Source organism: Sphingomonas sp. SAFR-052 (assembly GCF_051965015.1).
Lineage (GTDB): Bacteria > Pseudomonadota > Alphaproteobacteria > Sphingomonadales > Sphingomonadaceae > Sphingomonas.
In genome coordinates, this window is record NZ_JBQCMO010000005.1 from 165,622 (window position 1) to 181,922 (window position 16,301).

The 16,301-nt window shown below is 68.7% G+C and carries 14 protein-coding genes; 12 read left to right on the top strand and 2 right to left on the bottom strand.

The window, feature by feature from the left end; genetic code table 11:
* The first annotated feature begins 56 nt into the window (after positions 1–56).
* From ACTHQV_RS10570 to ACTHQV_RS10620, 11 genes are read left to right on the top strand one after another with little or no spacing between them, the layout of a single operon-like run.
* The gene (locus tag ACTHQV_RS10570) at positions 57–2,336 is read left to right on the top strand and encodes an FdhF/YdeP family oxidoreductase (RefSeq protein WP_440490160.1); all 2,280 of its coding nucleotides are present in this window, start codon (positions 57–59) and stop codon (positions 2,334–2,336) included.
* A 10-nt stretch (positions 2,337–2,346) separates the two neighbouring features.
* Positions 2,347–3,126 carry a formate dehydrogenase accessory sulfurtransferase FdhD gene (fdhD, locus tag ACTHQV_RS10575; protein WP_440490162.1) on the top strand — a complete coding sequence of 260 codons (780 nt, stop codon included), beginning with the start codon at positions 2,347–2,349 and terminating at the stop codon, positions 3,124–3,126.
* Complete coding sequence (gene mobA, locus ACTHQV_RS10580; protein WP_440490163.1) at positions 3,123–3,662, top strand: molybdenum cofactor guanylyltransferase; 540 nt, start codon at positions 3,123–3,125, stop codon at positions 3,660–3,662. The genes fdhD and mobA overlap by 4 nt, the downstream gene beginning before the upstream one ends.
* A gap of 33 nt (positions 3,663–3,695) precedes the next feature.
* The gene (locus tag ACTHQV_RS10585) at positions 3,696–4,169 is read left to right on the top strand and encodes a chemotaxis protein CheW (RefSeq protein ID WP_440490164.1); all 474 of its coding nucleotides are present in this window, start codon (positions 3,696–3,698) and stop codon (positions 4,167–4,169) included.
* The gene (locus tag ACTHQV_RS10590; RefSeq protein WP_440490166.1) at positions 4,166–5,422 is read left to right on the top strand and encodes a CheR family methyltransferase; all 1,257 of its coding nucleotides are present in this window, start codon (positions 4,166–4,168) and stop codon (positions 5,420–5,422) included. Before ACTHQV_RS10585 ends, ACTHQV_RS10590 begins: the two co-directional genes overlap by 4 nt.
* Positions 5,419–5,931: a chemotaxis protein CheW gene (locus tag ACTHQV_RS10595; RefSeq protein ID WP_440490167.1), complete on the top strand. Its 513-nt coding sequence runs from the start codon at positions 5,419–5,421 to the stop codon at positions 5,929–5,931. The genes ACTHQV_RS10590 and ACTHQV_RS10595 overlap by 4 nt, the downstream gene beginning before the upstream one ends.
* A gap of 3 nt (positions 5,932–5,934) precedes the next feature.
* Positions 5,935–7,593 (top strand): methyl-accepting chemotaxis protein, encoded by a 1,659-nt coding sequence (locus tag ACTHQV_RS10600; RefSeq protein WP_440490169.1) that lies wholly within the window; start codon positions 5,935–5,937, stop codon positions 7,591–7,593.
* A gap of 4 nt (positions 7,594–7,597) precedes the next feature.
* Positions 7,598–9,601: a hybrid sensor histidine kinase/response regulator gene (locus ACTHQV_RS10605; RefSeq protein ID WP_440490170.1), complete on the top strand. Its 2,004-nt coding sequence runs from the start codon at positions 7,598–7,600 to the stop codon at positions 9,599–9,601.
* A 7-nt stretch (positions 9,602–9,608) separates the two neighbouring features.
* A complete protein-coding gene (locus ACTHQV_RS10610) occupies positions 9,609–10,649 on the top strand; it encodes a chemotaxis protein CheB (protein ID WP_440490171.1) in 1,041 nt (346 codons plus the stop codon).
* Positions 10,649–12,292 carry a response regulator gene (locus ACTHQV_RS10615; RefSeq protein ID WP_440490172.1) on the top strand — a complete coding sequence of 548 codons (1,644 nt, stop codon included), beginning with the start codon at positions 10,649–10,651 and terminating at the stop codon, positions 12,290–12,292. The genes ACTHQV_RS10610 and ACTHQV_RS10615 overlap by 1 nt, the downstream gene beginning before the upstream one ends.
* On the top strand, positions 12,292–14,091 hold the full coding sequence (locus ACTHQV_RS10620; protein ID WP_440490173.1) for a response regulator: 1,800 nt from the start codon (positions 12,292–12,294) through the stop codon (positions 14,089–14,091). Before ACTHQV_RS10615 ends, ACTHQV_RS10620 begins: the two co-directional genes overlap by 1 nt.
* Here ACTHQV_RS10620 and ACTHQV_RS10625 read toward each other — a convergent pair.
* Entirely contained in the window at positions 14,066–14,806 is a 741-nt protein-coding gene (locus ACTHQV_RS10625) for a hypothetical protein (RefSeq protein ID WP_440490175.1), read from the bottom strand. The genes ACTHQV_RS10620 and ACTHQV_RS10625 overlap by 26 nt on opposite strands.
* Entirely contained in the window at positions 14,790–15,401 is a 612-nt protein-coding gene (locus ACTHQV_RS10630) for a L,D-transpeptidase family protein (RefSeq protein ID WP_440490177.1), read from the bottom strand. The genes ACTHQV_RS10625 and ACTHQV_RS10630 overlap by 17 nt, the downstream gene beginning before the upstream one ends.
* A gap of 173 nt (positions 15,402–15,574) precedes the next feature.
* Here ACTHQV_RS10630 and ACTHQV_RS10635 point away from each other — a divergent pair, with 173 nt between their 5' ends.
* Entirely contained in the window at positions 15,575–16,282 is a 708-nt protein-coding gene (locus tag ACTHQV_RS10635) for a murein L,D-transpeptidase catalytic domain family protein (RefSeq protein WP_345875530.1), read from the top strand.
* The last annotated feature ends 19 nt before the right edge of the window (positions 16,283–16,301 follow it).

Consider the following 16,301-nt stretch of genomic DNA (forward strand, 5'->3'; position numbering starts at 1 on the left):
ACTTTCCCGCGTCTTGCGGCGTACCTTGCGCCAGACGGCGTGGCGAAGGGACGGATGTGGCGGATCGGGATGATGTGGTGGGCTATGACGGCCCCGCCGGCGGGTGGGGTTCGGTCAAGGGGATGTCCAAGATCCTCGGCAAGGAACGCAATCGTCCTGCCGCGCTCGCCCAGCTCGCCCGCCAGAACAAGCCCAAGGGTTTCATGTGCACCTCCTGCGCATGGGGGAAGCCCGCCGAGCCGCATCCGTTCGAATTCTGCGAGAATGGCGCCAAGGCGACGCTGTGGGACCTGACGCCCAATCGCTGCACGCCTGAATTCTTCGCCGAACATTCGGTGACCGAGCTCAAGGGTTGGAAGGATTTCGATCTCGAGCATCAGGGCCGGCTGACCCATCCGATGCGTTACGACCATGCCACCGATCATTATGTCGAATGCAGCTGGGACGAAGCCTTTGCCGCGATCGGCGCCGAGTTGCGCGCGATCGATCCCAAGAAGGCGATCTTCTACGCCTCGGGCCGCGCCAGCTTGGAAACTTCCTACCTCTTCGCACTGTTTGCGCGCCTGTACGGGCACAACAACCTGCCCGACAGCTCGAACATGTGTCACGAAACGACTTCGGTCGCGCTGAAGAAGACGATCGGTGCGCCGGTCGGCACCTCGATCCTCGACGATTTCGAACATTGCGACGCGATGTTCTTCTTCGGGCAGAATACCGGATCGAACAGCCCGCGCTTCCTCCACCCTTTGCGCGATGCGGTGAAGCGCGGTTGCAAGGTAGTGACGTTCAACCCGGTCAAGGAACCGGGCCTGATCGCCTTCACCGACCCGCAAAACCCCTTCGAAATGGCGACGCGCAGCGAGACGAAGATTTCCTGCCAATATCACCAGGTCCGGCCCGGCGGCGACGTTGCCGTCATGATCGGTCTCGCCAAGCATGTGCTGGCTGCCGAAGACAAAAGCTGGGCGGAGCACAAGGTCCACGTCCTCGACGTCGATTTCATCGAGCAGCATACCGACGGCTTCGCGGCGTTCGAGGCGATGGTGCGCGCGACCGAATGGGCCGACATCGAACGCGAGAGCGGGTTGAAGCGCGCCGATATCGAGGCAGCGGGACAGGTCTATGTCGAGGCGGATCGGACGATCGGCATCTATGGCATGGGCCTGACGCAGCAGGTCAACGGGTTCGACAATGTCGCGACCTATGTGAACCTGCTGCTGATGAAGGGGAATATCGGGCGCGTCGGCACCGGCATGTCGCCGGTCCGCGGGCACAGCAACGTGCAGGGGCAGCGCACCGTTGGCATTTCGGAGAAGCCCGAGCTGGTGCCGATGGACCGTCTGCGCGAACTATATGATTTCGAGCCGCCGATGGAGCATGGCCACAACACCGTCACCGCGGCGCAGGGCGTGCTGGACGGCGAGATCGAGGCGTTCGTGTCGCTCGGCGGCAATTTCCTGCGCGCGATCCCTGATTTGGAGCGGGTTGAGGCGGCATGGCCAAAGCTGCGCCTGACGGTGCAGATCGCGACCAAGCTGAACCGCAGCCACCTCATCAACGGCAAGACCGCCTATCTCCTCCCCTGCCTCGTCCGTACCGAGGTCGACAAACAGGCCGGTGGCGAACAGATCGTCACGATCGAGGATACGTTCAGCCATATCCATGGATCGATCGCCACGCACGAACCGGCGAGCGAGCATCTGAAATCCGAGGTCGCGATCGTCGCCGGCATGGCGAAGGCGACGCTGGATCCCAACCCGAAGGTCGACTGGGACGGCTGGACCGGCGACTATGCCAAAATCCGCAAGCAGATCGAGGCAACCTATCCGGAGGAGTTTCACGACTTCGAGGAACGCATGTTCACGCCCGGCGGCTTCTATCGCGGCAATTCGGCGCGCGAGCGGGTGTGGAAGACCGAAAGCGGCAAGGCGGAGTTCACCGTGCCGCGCTCGCTGTCGGGCACGACGATCGAAGATGCGCCAGGACGGTATCGGCTCGTGACGCTCCGTTCGAACGATCAGTTCAATACGACGATTTACGGCTATGACGATCGCTTCCGTGGCATTTCTGGAACGCGCGACGTGTTGATGATGAACCCGGCGGAAATCGCGAAGGCCGGCCTGCACAAGGGGCAGATCGTGACCGTGGTCGGCGATGCCGAGGACGGTGTCGATCGCCGCGTCGCGGGATTGAAGGTGGTGCCGTTCGACCTGCCCGATGGCTGTATCGCGGGCTATTATCCCGAACTCAATCCGCTGGTCCCGCTCGACTGGCACGATCATGCGTCGCAGACGCCCGCTGGCAAGGCGGTGCCGGTCCGTATCGTCGCCGGATGAGCGCCGCCGGATGACGAATGTCGAGACGACCATCCGGCGGTTCGACCGGGTGGCTTCAGGAGGGGAACGCACCGGTCACGACCGCGCCGTCGCGGTTGAGGCGCCGGTGGCGATCGAGGTGAACGGACTGGGTTATGCGGTGCTGATGACGACACCGGGCGATCTGGTCGATTTGGCGCACGGATTCGCGTTGGCCGAGCGGCTGGTCGATAGCGTCGACGAGGTTATCGAGGTGAGCGCGCACGCGACGGATGCCGGTACGCTGTTGCGCGTGACGCTGGTGCCCGAACGCCATGATCGCGTCGCCGATCGGGTGCGGCATCGTGTGTCCGAATCCTCGTGCGGGCTGTGCGGGATCGAGAATCTCGAACAGGCGCTGCGGCCCCTTCCTTCGCTACACGCCCGATCGCGAGCGGATGACGCGGCGCTGTTTGCTGCCGCCGCCGCGCTGCGCGATCATCAGCCGCTGGCACAGGCGACCGGCGCGACCCATGCCGCGGCGCTGTGCAGCGTCGACGGCGCGATCCGGCTGGTCCGCGAGGATGTCGGCCGGCACAACGCCTTCGACAAGCTGATCGGCGCGATGCGCCGCCAGGGGCTGGACTGGGACGGCGGCTTCGCGCTGCTGTCGTCGCGTTGTTCGTTCGAACTGGTCGAGAAGGCCGTGCTGGCCGGGTGCCCGCTGCTCGCGACCGTCTCCGCCGCTACGACTCTCGCTCTCGACCGGGCGGCGGCGGCCGGGTTGGCGCTGCGGACGCTGGTACGGGCCGATGCGATGCTGGCGTCATGAAGCGCATCCTTGGCGCCATCCTTGCCGGCGGCCGGTCGAGCCGGTTCGGCAGCGACAAGGCGCTGGCCGCGATCGACGGCCGGTCGTTGATCGACCATGTCGTCGAAGCGGTCGCGCCGCAGGTCGATGCGCTGATCGTCGTCGGACGCACCCATGCCGGGTTGCAGGGGGTTCCCGACCGCCCCGCCCCCGACCTCGGACCACTCGGCGGCATCGCGGCGGCACTGCATCATGCCTGCGCGCACGGGTTCAGCCATGTGCTGACCGTACCGTGCGACACGCCGTTCGTGCCGCGCGACCTGCACCTGCGCTTGTCGGCGGTCGGACCGGCCGCTTATCTGCCCAACCTGCCGGTGGTCGGGCTGTGGCCGGTCGATGCGAACCTGACCCTGCATGCGATGCTGCGTGGTCCGGGATCGCGATCGGTGCGGGCCTTTGCCGACTGGATCGGGGCCGAGCCGGTGACGGCCGGCGTCGAGATCGCCAACGTCAACACCCCCGACGACCTTGCGCGGCTGGCCGCGCAACGCGACTGACAGCGGGGCGCGCCTGCGATATAGGTCGTGTCGATGACCGCATCGTTCCTGATCCTGCGTATCGGCGATACCCGTTTCGCACTGCCACTGTCGGCGGTGCGTGAGGTGCTGCCGATGCTGCCGATCGATGCGGCACCGGGGCTGCCCGCGCCGGTGCTGGGCTTCGTAACATTGCAGGGCGAACCGGTCGCGGTGCTCGCACCGCTGCTGTTGCTGGAACCGGCAGCGCGGGTCGAACGTGTAGCGCTGTTCGCGCATCTGGTGCGGCTGCGCGACGGCGGGCCATGCCTGCTGGTCGATCGCGCGGAAGACGTGGTGTCCGGCGATGTCGCGCCGGTCGAGGCGGGCCACAGCCTGAACGCCGCGATCGTCGGCGAACTGGCGATCGGCGACGATGTCGCGCATGTCCTTGCGCCCGACCGGCTGCTGCTCGATAGCGAGCGGGCGACGCTGGTCGCGCTGACCGAGGCGGCCGCGCGGCGGGCCGATCAGTGGAACGCGGCATGATCCACGACGAAGCCTTTGCCGAGATCAAGGCGCTGGTGATCGGGCGTACCGGCCACCATTATTATGCCGACAAGGATTCGCAGCTGGCCGAGCGCATCGCCCATCGCATGGCGGCGACCGGCGATGCGACGCCCGCCGCCTATCGCGACCGGCTGCGCGATCCGCACGATGCCGAATGGCCGCTGCTCGAAAGCGCGGTGACGATCAACGAGACCTTCTTCTTCCGCTTCGCCGAACAGTTCGATGCGCTGCGCAGCGATATCCTGCCGCGCCTGATCCGGCGCAATGCCGCCGAGAAACGGCTGCGCATCTGGAGCGTCGGCTGTTCGACCGGGGCGGAGGCGCATTCGATCGCGATCGTGCTGACCGATCTGTTGGGCGATGCGATCGGGGAGTGGCGCATCGCGCTGACCGGCACGGATATCGACGAGGCGGCGCTGAATGCGGCGCGGCAGGCCGATTATTCGTCCTGGGCGCTGCGCACCATGGGCGAGGCGGAGCGCACACGGCTGTTCGAGCGGAGTGGCGACCGGTACCGGTTGCGGGAGCGCTATCGCGGGCTGGCGCGGTTCGAACGGCATAATCTGATGTCGATGATCGATGGCACCGGGGCGCTCGGCTTTACCGATTACGACCTGATCCTGTGCCGTAACGTGCTGATCTATTTCGCGCAGGAGCATGCGACGGCGATCGTGGGCGCGCTGGTCGAGCGGCTGGCGCCCAAGGGGTTGCTGCTGTTGGGACATGCCGAGCCCAATCCGGGGTTCGATGCCGTCGCCGATCCGGTGCAGGTCGCGGGCGTCCTTGCCTATCGACCCAAGGGGTCGGTCGAGCGGGCGGTGCCGGTCGTGCCGGTGGCGGTCGCACTGCCGTCGCCACCGCCCCCTGCCCCGCCGAAACGCGCGGTACCGGCCAGGCCGCTGCCCGTGCCGCCGCCGCTGGTCGAGCGGACGCCGGACGCAGTCGCGCGCTATTTCGCGGCGCTCGACGCGCTGGCGAGCGGGGACAAGGATTCGGCCGAGCGGGCGTTCCGCGATGCACTGTATCTCGACCGGTCGTTCGCGATGGCGCATTATCAGTTCGGCCATTACCTGTTGGCGCAGGGGCGTCAGCCTGACGGGAAACGTAGCCTGACCAACGCCTTGCGCGTCGCCGCCGCGCTCGACCCCGCGACCGAGCTGGCCGAGGGCGAGGGCATGACCGCCGGTGCGATGACCGCCGCGATCCGGCATATCATCGGGACGACGCGGTGAGCGCGCCGCCGATCGTCGCCGAGGGGATGGACGCCGATGCCGTCGCCCAGGTGCTGCGCGCACGGCAGCGGGCGGTGGCGGGGGAGCGGACCCTGGGCGAGCGGCCGAGCGAAACGCTGCTGGCGTTTATGCTGGGCGGGGTGGCGCATGGGCTGCCGATCGCGCAAGTGCGGGCGGTGGCGATGGTGCCAAAGGTTACACGTGTGCCACAGGGTCCCGCCGCCCTGCTGGGGCTGGTCGCATGGCGTGGCGCGGTGGTGAACCTGTTCGATCCGGCGGCACCGTTGGCGCGCGAAGTTGCCACGGCGGGCGCGATGATCGTCCTGCGCCACGATGCGCCGCGCATCGCATTGGCGGTCGATGCCCTGCTGGGCGTGGTCGATATGCCGCGTGACGACGCGGTGCCAACTTTGTCGCGTCTGGTCGAGGGGGATGGCGAGCGCCTGACCCGGGTCGATCCTGCGCTGCTGATCGAATTGCTTCTCCCCTCCCGTCTTCAGGAAGGATAAGGTTTGTCCGTCTCCACCCGGATCGCCGCCGGCTTCGCGGCGCTCACCGCGATCCTGCTCGCCCTCGGCCTCTATGCGCTGGTCCAGATCGGCGAGGTCCGATCGACCGTCGACCTGATCGTCGAACGCGACCTGTCGTCGATGGAGGCGCTGAACCGCATCGACCACGCACTATCGCGCAAGGTCGAACAGCGCGCGGCACTGGTCCGCGGCTTCCTGACCGGAAACAACGCCGCCACACGCGAGGGTATTGCCGGCTGGCGCGCCGCGATCGACGACGCCGCACGCGGCATGGCCGAACAGGAACGCGCCGCCGAAGCGTATCGCGCCAATTCGGTGACCGGCATCCGGTCCGAACAATGGGCGCGCATGGCACGACAGCTGGGCGATGCCGAACGGGCGCTGGCGCGGACCCGCACCGATGTCGAGACGCAGCTGGCGGCGATCCAGAATGGCGACCGCGCCGGCATGCTGGCGGCGGAGGACGAGATCGTGCGCGACCATGCGGCGACCGTCGCCCGGGTGGCGCAGGCGCGCGAGACGCTGAACGTCGCGATCGAGCGTGGCCGCGACGCGACGCGCGACGTGTACAACGCCAGCCGGGTGTCGATCATCATTGGCCTGCTTGTCGCGATCATCCTGAGCATCGCGGTGGCGATCACCATCCGCCGATCGATCGTCCGCCCGCTCGACGAATTCATGCAGTTCGTCGGCCGGATCGGCGGCGGCGACCTGTCGACCACGACCGAGGCGACCGGCAAGGACGAGCTGGGCCAGCTTGGGCGGACGCTGAACGAGATGGTCGCCGGGCTGCGCACCATCGCAGCGCAAAACCGGGCCGCCACCAACGACCTGAACGCCGCGACCACCGAAATCCGCGCATCGACGCAGGAACAGGCGGCATCGGTCGAGGAACAGCTGGCCGCGGTGCAGGAAACGGCGGCCACGGTCGACGAGATCACGCATAGCGGCGCGCAGATCAGCCGCCGCGCACAGGAGGTGATCGCGCAGGCGCAGGCGACCGCGCAGGTCAGCGATTCGGGACTGAGCGCAGTCGGCGATACCGCACAGGCGATGGACGCGATCCGCGAACAAGCCGAAGCGGTCGCGACCAATATCGTCGCCCTGTCGGAAAAGACGCAGGCGATCGGCGACATCATCGCGACGGTCAACGACGTGTCCGAACGGTCGCACCTGCTGGCGCTGAACGCATCGATCGAGGCGGCGGCGGCGGGCGAACAGGGGCGCAGCTTCGCGATCGTTGCGTCCGAGATGAAGCTGCTGGCCGATCAGGCGAAGGGGGCGACGCGCAACGTCCGCGCGATCCTGGGCGATATCCAGCGCGGCATCAATTCGTCGGTGATGTTGACCGAGGAAGCGGTGAAGCGCGTCGCATCGGGCAAGGAACGCACCGATGCCGGCCATGCCGCGATCGAGGAACTGGCGGCGCGGGTGCAGGAAAATGTCCAGACGTTCCAGCAGATCGTCGCATCGACCAACCAGCAGCAGATCGGCATCGAACAGGTGACGATCGCGCTGCAGAATATCCGCGAGGCATCGCAGCAGACCGCATCGTCGACCCGGCAGCTGGACCAGGCGGCGGGCGATCTGGGCGAATTGTCGCGTACGCTGGTCGGGCTGACCGAACGCTATCGGCTGTAGGCCCATGGACGAATTGCAGGCCGAATTGATGGCGGCGTTCGCGTCGGAGCTGGCCGAGCATATGGCCGGCATCCGCGCGGCGCTGGCCGATGCCGATGCCGGGCGGCCGGTCGACCTGCGCGAATTCAGCCGGCGGGCGCATAGTTTGAAGGGAGCGGCGCGCGCCGTCGAACTGGCCGGGACCGAAGCGGCGGCGCATGAGGCCGAGGCGCTGTTGCTGGCGATCGAGCGCGGCGAGCGGGTGATGGATGCCGCCGCCATTGCCGAGCTACGCACGCTGGCCGACGCGATCGAGGACGGCGCCGCGCCTCCCACTGCCGAAACGGCGCGCGATGCCGAACCCGAACGGCGCGTCGCGATCGCCGGGCACCGCGTCGAACGGATCGGCCGGTCGCTGCACGTCATGGCGACGCAGGTCGCCGAACAGGGCCAGGTCGCCGACCGGCTGAACGCGCTGGCCGAGGATCTGGCGGCGCTGCACCCGTTGCTGGCGAAGAGTGGCGATGGCGAGGCGGCCCGGCGGTTGCGGCAGGCGACCGGCGAGCTCGACCGCATCCGCCGCCTGCACGGCCGGTTGCGCGACGCGCTCGACCGGTCGAGCGCCGAGCTGGAGCGCGATGGCGAGCGGCTGTTGCTGCAACCGGTCGCGACGCTGTTCGACGGACATGAGCGGGCGGTGCGCGAGCTTGCCGCCGCCGAGGGCAAAATCGCGCGGTTGCAGGTCGCCGACAGCGATGGCGAGGCGGATCGCCGCGTGCTGAATGCGCTGCGCGATCCGCTGCTGCACCTGCTGCGCAATGCGGTGCGCCATGGGATCGAGACCCCGGCCACGCGGCGGCGCGCGGGCAAGGAGGACGCCGGCACGATCGCGGTCGAGGCGCGGATCGATCGCGGGCGGATGACGATCAGCGTGCGCGACGACGGTGCCGGGCTGGACGATGCGGCGATCGTCGCGCGAGCGCGCGCGGCCAGGCTGATCGCCGCCGATGCCGCCCCGCCGCGCGGAGCCGCGCTGCATGCGCTGCTGTTCGAACAGGGTTTTTCGACCGCCGATCGGCTGGACGAAGTGGCCGGGCGCGGCATCGGCCTGTCGGTCGTTGCCGAGGTCGCGCGGCGGCTGCACGGATCGGCGACGATCGCGCGGGCGCCGCAGGGCGGGACGATCGTGTCGATCGCGGTGCCGGTCGCGCTGACCCGCCGGACGCTGTTGCTGGTCGAGGTCGGCGACATGCGCCTCGCGCTGCCCGCCGATGCGGTCCGGCAGGTGCGGCGGATCGACCCCGCCGACCTGACCCCGAGCGGCAGCGACACGATGCTGACCATCGATGGCGTGGCCGTACCGGTCGCGCGGCTGGGCGACGTGCTGGGCGTGGCGCATGGCGCGGCGAACGGAACACTGCCCGCGGTGCTGATCGTGGCCGAGGGCGTGCGGCGGTTGCTGGTCGTCGATGCGCTGAGCGACGTGCGCGCGCTGCTGGTCGGTGACGCGGCGGCGATCGCCGCCGACGTGCCGCTGGTGCTGGGAACGGTGCTGCTGAACGGGGAGATCGTGCTGGTGCTCGACCCCACGCAACTGGTGCGCGACCGGCCGGGGATGTCCCAGCCGACGATCGCCGCCGCCGCCGTACCCGATACGCGCAGCCACACCATATTGGTGGTCGATGATTCGATCACGACCCGGACGCTGGAGCGCAGCATCCTAGAGGCGCAGGGGTATCGGGTGCTGATCGAGGTCGACGGGCTGGCCGGGCTGGAGCGGCTGCGGTCGGGGCTGGATGCGATCGACCTGGTCGTCGCCGACGTCGAAATGCCGCGCATGGACGGGTTCGGTTTGCTCGCTGCGATACGGAACGATCCGGCATTGAAAACTTTACCCGTCGTCATGATGACATCGCGCAACAGCCCCGACGATATCGAACGCGGTCTCACCCTCGGCGCCGATGCCTATGTCACCAAGCAGGACTTCGATCAGGGCAAGTTGATCGCCACCGTCCAGCAATTGATCTGATCCGCCGATGCCCGATCGTACCCATCCCGCCCGCGTGATGATCGTCGAGGATTCGATTGTCGTCCGGACGCTGCTGACCCATATCATCAGCAGCGACCCGCGCCTGACCGTCGCCGGGGCGTTCGCGACTGCCGAGGAAGCGATCGCTGCGCTGGCGGTCGTCCAGCCCGATGTCATCTCGATGGACATCCGCCTGCCCGGGATCGATGGGCTGGAGGCGACACGGCGGATCATGGCCGATCGCCCGACCCCGATCGTGGTCATCTCCGCCAGCATCGACGGCGGGGCGATGGGCAACAGCATGGACGCGCTGCGCGCCGGTGCGCTGTCGGTCGTCGAAAAGCCGGTGGGCCTTGGCGATGCCGCCTATTCGCGGGTCGCGCAGGAAATCCGCACGCAGCTGGCGATCATGAGCGAGGTCGCAGTCGTGCGGCGGCGGATGCGGACCACGCCTACGCTACCCGTCCCGCCGGTACGGCAACGCGCGCCGACGATGCTGCTGGTCGCGGCGTCGACCGGTGGCCCCCCTGCCCTTGCCCGGCTGTTCGCGGCGCTGCCCGCCGACCTGCCGGTCCCGGTGCTGCTGGTGCAGCATATGGGGGCAAGCTTCATGACCGGCTTTGCCAGCTGGCTCGACAGCGTGGTGCCGCAGCGGGTCGAGATTGCCGGCCATGGCGAGGTACCGCGCCCCGGCATGATCCATGTCGCACCGGGCGACGCGCATCTGACGATCGGGCGCGGCGGCACGATGCTGGTCGGGCGCGACGCGCCGGTCAACGGCCAGCGCCCATCGGCCACCCGCCTGATCGAAAGCGGCGCGAGCGCGCTCGACGGGGCAGCGATGGCGGTGGTGCTGACCGGCATGGGCGAGGATGGCGCGGCCGGGGTACAGGCGTTGATCGCGGCGGGCGGACAGGCGGTGGCCGAGGATGCGACCAGCTCGGTCGTTTATGGCATGCCCGCCGCCGCGCACCGCATGGGCGCGCTGTCGCTCCCGCTCGACCTGATCGCGCCGCATATCCGCCGCGTGCTGGAACGGACGCGGTGATGGACGGCGCATCGATCCTGCTGGTCGAGGATTCGGAGACGCAGGCGCTGCAGCTGCGGCGGATGTTCGAGCGTGCCGGGTTCAGGGTCGAGCGGACGCGCGATGCCGAGAGCGCGCTCGCGACGCTGAACGATGCGCGGCCCGACCTGCTGGTCGTCGATTACCGGCTGCCGGGCATGAACGGCGACGAACTCGTGCGGATCGTGCGGCAGACCGGGGCGACGCGCACGTTGCCGGTGCTGATGCTGACCGGCGACGATGCGTCGGAGGTCGAGCGGCAGGGGCTGGACAGCGGCGCCAATGCCTATGTGCCCAAGCGCGGCGGCGGCGAGCTGATCGTGTCGCGCATCCGCGCGCTGCTGCGCCAGGCGCGGGCGCGGCCGGTCGAGGACGGGCCGGCCCCGGCGCTGCGGCAGGCGCGGCTGTTGCTGCTGGATACCGAGGATGCCGACCGCGATCCGCTGCTCGCCGAACTCTCGGCGGAGGGGTACCGCGTCGAACGGCTGGCCGACCCGGAGGCGGCACTGCGCGCGATCGAGGGGGACAGTGCCGACGGCATCCTCGTGGTCGAACGCGAACGCGATTTCGCGCTGTCGGCGCGGCTGGATGCCTGTCGGGTGGCGCAGGCGAGCGGCGTCGCGCTGGTCGCGCTGACCGACGATGCCGAACCGGCGACGATGCTGGCCGGCCTTGCCGCCGGGGTCGACGATGTCGTGTCGCGGCGCAGCGATGGCGACATGCTGCTGGTGCGGATCCGTGCGATCGTCCGCCGCAAGCTGGCGCGCGACGAGGAGGCGGCCGGGATCGCGCGCGAACGGGCACAGGCGATCGCGCTGGCACAGGCGCGGGCGGAGGCCGATTCGGCCGACCGGCTGGCGCGGGCCAATGCCGAACTGGCCGGGGCCAACGCCCTGCTGCGCGAGACGCAGGCGCAGCTGGTGCAGTCGGCGAAGATGGCGTCGCTCGGCGAACTGGTCGCCGGCATCGCGCACGAGATCAACAATCCGCTCGCTTTCATTCTCGCGCATCAGGCGACCGTCGAACGGGCGGTGGCGGGGGCGCGCGACGCCGACGAGGCGACGCGGGCCACGCTGCTGACCAAAGCGTCGGACCGGCTGGGCTCGATCCGGTCGGGGCTGACCCGCATCCAGGAACTGGTGGTGAAGCTCCGGCGCTTTTCGCGACTCGACGATGGCGAGGTGTCGCAGATCGACATCCCCGATGCGATCGACGCGGTGCTGACGCTGCTCGCCCCCCGGCTGGGCACGGTGCGGGTCGTGCGCGACTATGGGCCGGCGCGGATGCTCGAATGTTCGGGGGCGCTGGTCAATCAGGTGGTGATGAACATCGTCGCCAACGCCGCCGACGCGGTCGATCCAGTGGCGGGCGAGATCGTGGTCGCGACCGGATCGGCGGGTGGTCACTATACCATCCGCATCGACGACAACGGCCCCGGCATCCCCGAGGACAAGCGCGAGCGGGTGTTCGAACCGTTCTTCACGACCAAGGATGTCGGCGCGGGTACCGGGCTGGGCCTCGCCATCGCCTATGGCGTGGTGCGGTCGCACGGCGGCACGATCGAGATCGGGCGCGCCGCGCGGGGTGGCGCATCGTTCGCGATCAGGATACCGGAAGATCCATAATGGAAACCGCCGGTGCCCTGCCCCTGTTGCTGCTGGTCGATGACGAGCGAGAGATCCTCGTCGCGCTGACCGACCTGCTGGAGGATCGGTATCGCATCCTGACGACGACCTCGCCGGTCGAGGCGCTCGGCCTGATCGCGGTACATCCCGATATCGCGGTGATCGTGTCCGACCAGCGGATGCCCGAGCTTACCGGCAGCCAGTTCCTCGCCCGCGCGCGCACCGCGACCGACGCGGAGGCGATCCTGCTGACCGGCTATGCCGATCTGTCGGCGGTGGTCGCGGCGCTGAACGAAGGCGCGATCAGCGGTTATGCCAACAAGCCGTGGGATGCCGAGTCGCTGACGGCGATGGTCGCTGCCGCCGCGGAACGCCACGCGCTGCGCCGCGCGCTGGCGTTCGAACGCGCGGCGTTTCGCGGCCTTGCCGACAATTCGGGCGATAGCGTCGCGATCCTCGATGCTGCGGGGCGGATCGTCCGCGGCGCCAGCGATGCGGGCGTCGATGCCCGCGATCTGTCAGCGCTCGCGCAGGACCGGGTCGATGACGAGGACCGCCACCAACCGCTGCCCGGCGGCGACCGCTGGACGCATATCCGCCGCATACCGTTCGCTGCCGGCAACGACCGCTATCTGCTGCGGATCGAGCGCGACGACACCGATCGCCGGCTGGCGCAGCGGCGCCACCACCAATCGGAAAAGCTGGAGGCGCTGGGCACGCTGTCGGGCGGGATCGCGCATGATTTCAATAATCTGCTCGCCGCGATCATCGGCAATCTCGAACTGGCCGAGCGGCGCATCGACGATCGCGAGCGGCTGAAACGCTATCTGGCATCGGCCGGCGAGGCCGCCGGGCGCGGCAGTGCGATTACACGCCGTCTGCTCAGCTTCAGCCGGCAACGCGATCTTGCCGCCGAAGTCTTCCGCCCCGAAGAGGCGATCCGCGCGATCGAGGAGTTGATCCTGCGGACCACCGCCGGGCGCATCCGCGTCGCCTATCATTTCGCTGCGGAGCCGTGGTCGGTGCGTACCGATCCGGGACAGTTCGAGCTGGCGATCCTGAACCTAGCGATCAATGCGCGCGACGCGATGGATGGCGGCGGCACCGTCGGCATCGCGACCGAGAATGTAGACGATGCCGCCGAACATCTGCCCGACCTGCGCGGGCCGTTCGTCCGCATCTCGGTCAGCGATACCGGTAGCGGTATCGACGATGCGGTGCGCGGACGGGTGTTCGAACCCTTCTTCACCACCAAGGCGCAGGGGGCGGGCACCGGGCTCGGCCTGCCGATGGTGCGGGCGATGGCGCGCGCGGCGGGGGGCGAGGTGACGATCGACAGCGTCGTTGGTCAGGGCACGACGATCCATCTGTGGCTGCCCCGCGCCGAAGCCGATGCGACGGCGGCCGCCCTGCCCGACCGCCACGCCATCACCCCGCGCCGGCTGCTGCTGGTCGAGGACGATGCCGAGGTACGCGCCGTCGTCGCCGCACAACTCGAATCGGTCGGGCACAGCGTCACGGTGCAGGGATCGGCACGCGCGGCGGTCGCGGCGTTGGAGGCGGGCGCGCGGTTCGATCTCGTGCTGACCGATTTCGCCATGCCCGACCTGTCGGGGATCGACGTCGCCAATCGCGTCCGCGCCTGCTGCCCCGACGTGCCGGTGCTGCTCATCACCGGTTTCGCCGAGATCGGCGACACGCCGGTCGGGCTGCCGGTGCTGACCAAGCCGTTCACCGGCGACCAGCTGCACGCGGCGATCGCGGCGGCGCTGGCTACGCCGGACAGCGCACGCGGCTGATCGATCGGCCGTCGGTCTCGATCGTCAACCGGTCGCCCACCACCCACAACGTCTGTGTCGCGGTCCAGCGCTCGCCCTCGCCATCATAATCGGCCGTGATGCGGATGCGGTCGTCGCCGAGCGCTTCGACCCGCGTTACCCGGCCGGCGCTTTCGTGGAAAACGATCTCGGTCGGAGTGACCTTCACCCCCTCGGTCGAGGTGGCCGGGCGGGCGCAGGCGGCGGCGTCGCTATTCCATTTGCCGACGAAGGTGGCGGGGATGGTTGCCGCTGCCTCACCCGGCGGCGGTGCGGGGGTTCCGGTAAAGCCACAGCCGCGCACGGTCCGGTCGCCAAGGGTCAGCGTACCGACGAAGTCACGCGGCGCGCCCGACATGTCGTCTTGGCAGGCGCTGCGGATCGCGGTGACGGTGATGCTGCCGCCGGTGTCGCGCCCGGTCCAGCTGCGGCGGTCGGCGGCGATGGTGCGGTCGGTGATGGTCAGGCGGCGCTCAGGCTGGTCGACACCACTCAGGAAGACCGCGTCGCCGGTAACCTTGGCCGAATAGAAGGGTTCATTGGTTGTGACCGTGATCTGCGCCGGCACGGTCGAGGTGACCGGCACGGGTGTCGCGGTCGGCTGCGGCGTCGGGACCGGCGCCGGGTCGCGACGATCGTTGCAGCCGGCGAGCGCGAAGGCGATAGTGACGAGACCGATCCTAGCGCGGATCGCCACGCCGGCCTCCACTGCTCACCCGATCGTCGCGACCGGCCAGCATCGCCACCTCCGCCTCCAGCCGAGGCACCGGATCGGCGGGGCGATAGGCGGGGAAGGCAATGACGTCGTTGACCACCGCCACCTGCCCGCCGAGCGCCGTCGCCGCGAACAGCGCGCGGGCGAAGGCGGTCGGGATACGGACGCAGCCATGCGACGCGGGAAAGCCGGGCAGATTGCCGGCATGCAGCGCCACCCCGTCCCACGTCAGCCGCTGCATGAACGGCATCGGTGCGTTGTTGTAGAGGTTGGAGCGGTGGAACGGCCGCTTTTGCAGGATGGTATATTCGCCGATCGGCGTGCTCTTGCCGGGTTTGCCGGTCGATACCGTCGTCGCGCCGATCAGCACGTCGCCGCGATAGACGAACGCCATCTGCATCGGCACGCTAACGACGATGCTGACCGCCCCCGGCAGGCGCGGATCGTCGGCCCAGCGATGCGCGCCCGGCCGCATCGCCATTGCCGCGCGCTCGACCGACAATGCGTCAGATCGCTGCGCCAGTACCGGCGACGGCAGCAGCGCCAGACACAGGCCGAGGCGGAGCACGACGTTCATCCGCCGACTATCCCCCAGCCGCGCGGCGAACGCAAATGCCGTATCGGTTGCAACGGAGTCGACCGCCCGTGGCATCGTCGCGACCAGTGACGGCGCGGATTACCCGGCGTTAATTGATTGGAACCCCCTCGTCCCGTATCTGGGGGAGCCATAACGGTTAAACGAGGATTTGGATGCAGGACGAAGCGGTTCGATCGCGGCGGGCGGTGCTGAAGGCGGCAGGGGGCCTTGCCGGGCTCGTGCTGGCACAGGGCTGTACCAAGAATGCGATCGTGCCCGTCGCGCAGAACCTGCCGGTCGCGCCGGTACCGCAGCGGCTGGCATCGGCCCCGCTGCCCGCAGCACCGGTGAAGAAGATGCTGGCGCCGCCGACGGTCAATGCCGGTCTGTTCGAACGTGCGCATGCCGCCCTGCAACGCCATGGCGGCACGATCGGCAAGACCGACCGCATCGCCATCGCCGACTTCGCGCTCGATTCGGCGCATCCCCGTTTCCAGTTCATCGACATGCACAGCGGCGTCGTCTCGGCGATGCGCGTGTCGCACGGCAGCGGATCGGACCCGCGCCACCGCGGCATGCTTGATCGGTTCAGCAACGTGCCCGATTCGAATGCCACGTCGGAAGGCGCGTTCGTCACCGAGAATTATTATGTCGGCAAGCATGGCCGGTCGCAGCGGCTGGTCGGGCTGGATCATACCAACGACAATGCGCTGATGCGTGCGATCGTGATCCACGGCGCATGGTATGCCAATCCGGAAATGATCGCGCAGCATGGCAAGCTCGGTCGCAGCCAGGGCTGTTTCGCGGTTGCCGAGGGCGATCTGGCGCGGGTGTTCGACCTGCTCGGCGAAGGGCGGATGCTGTACGCGGCGAAGGTTTGAGGCCGATCGAACGGCACCG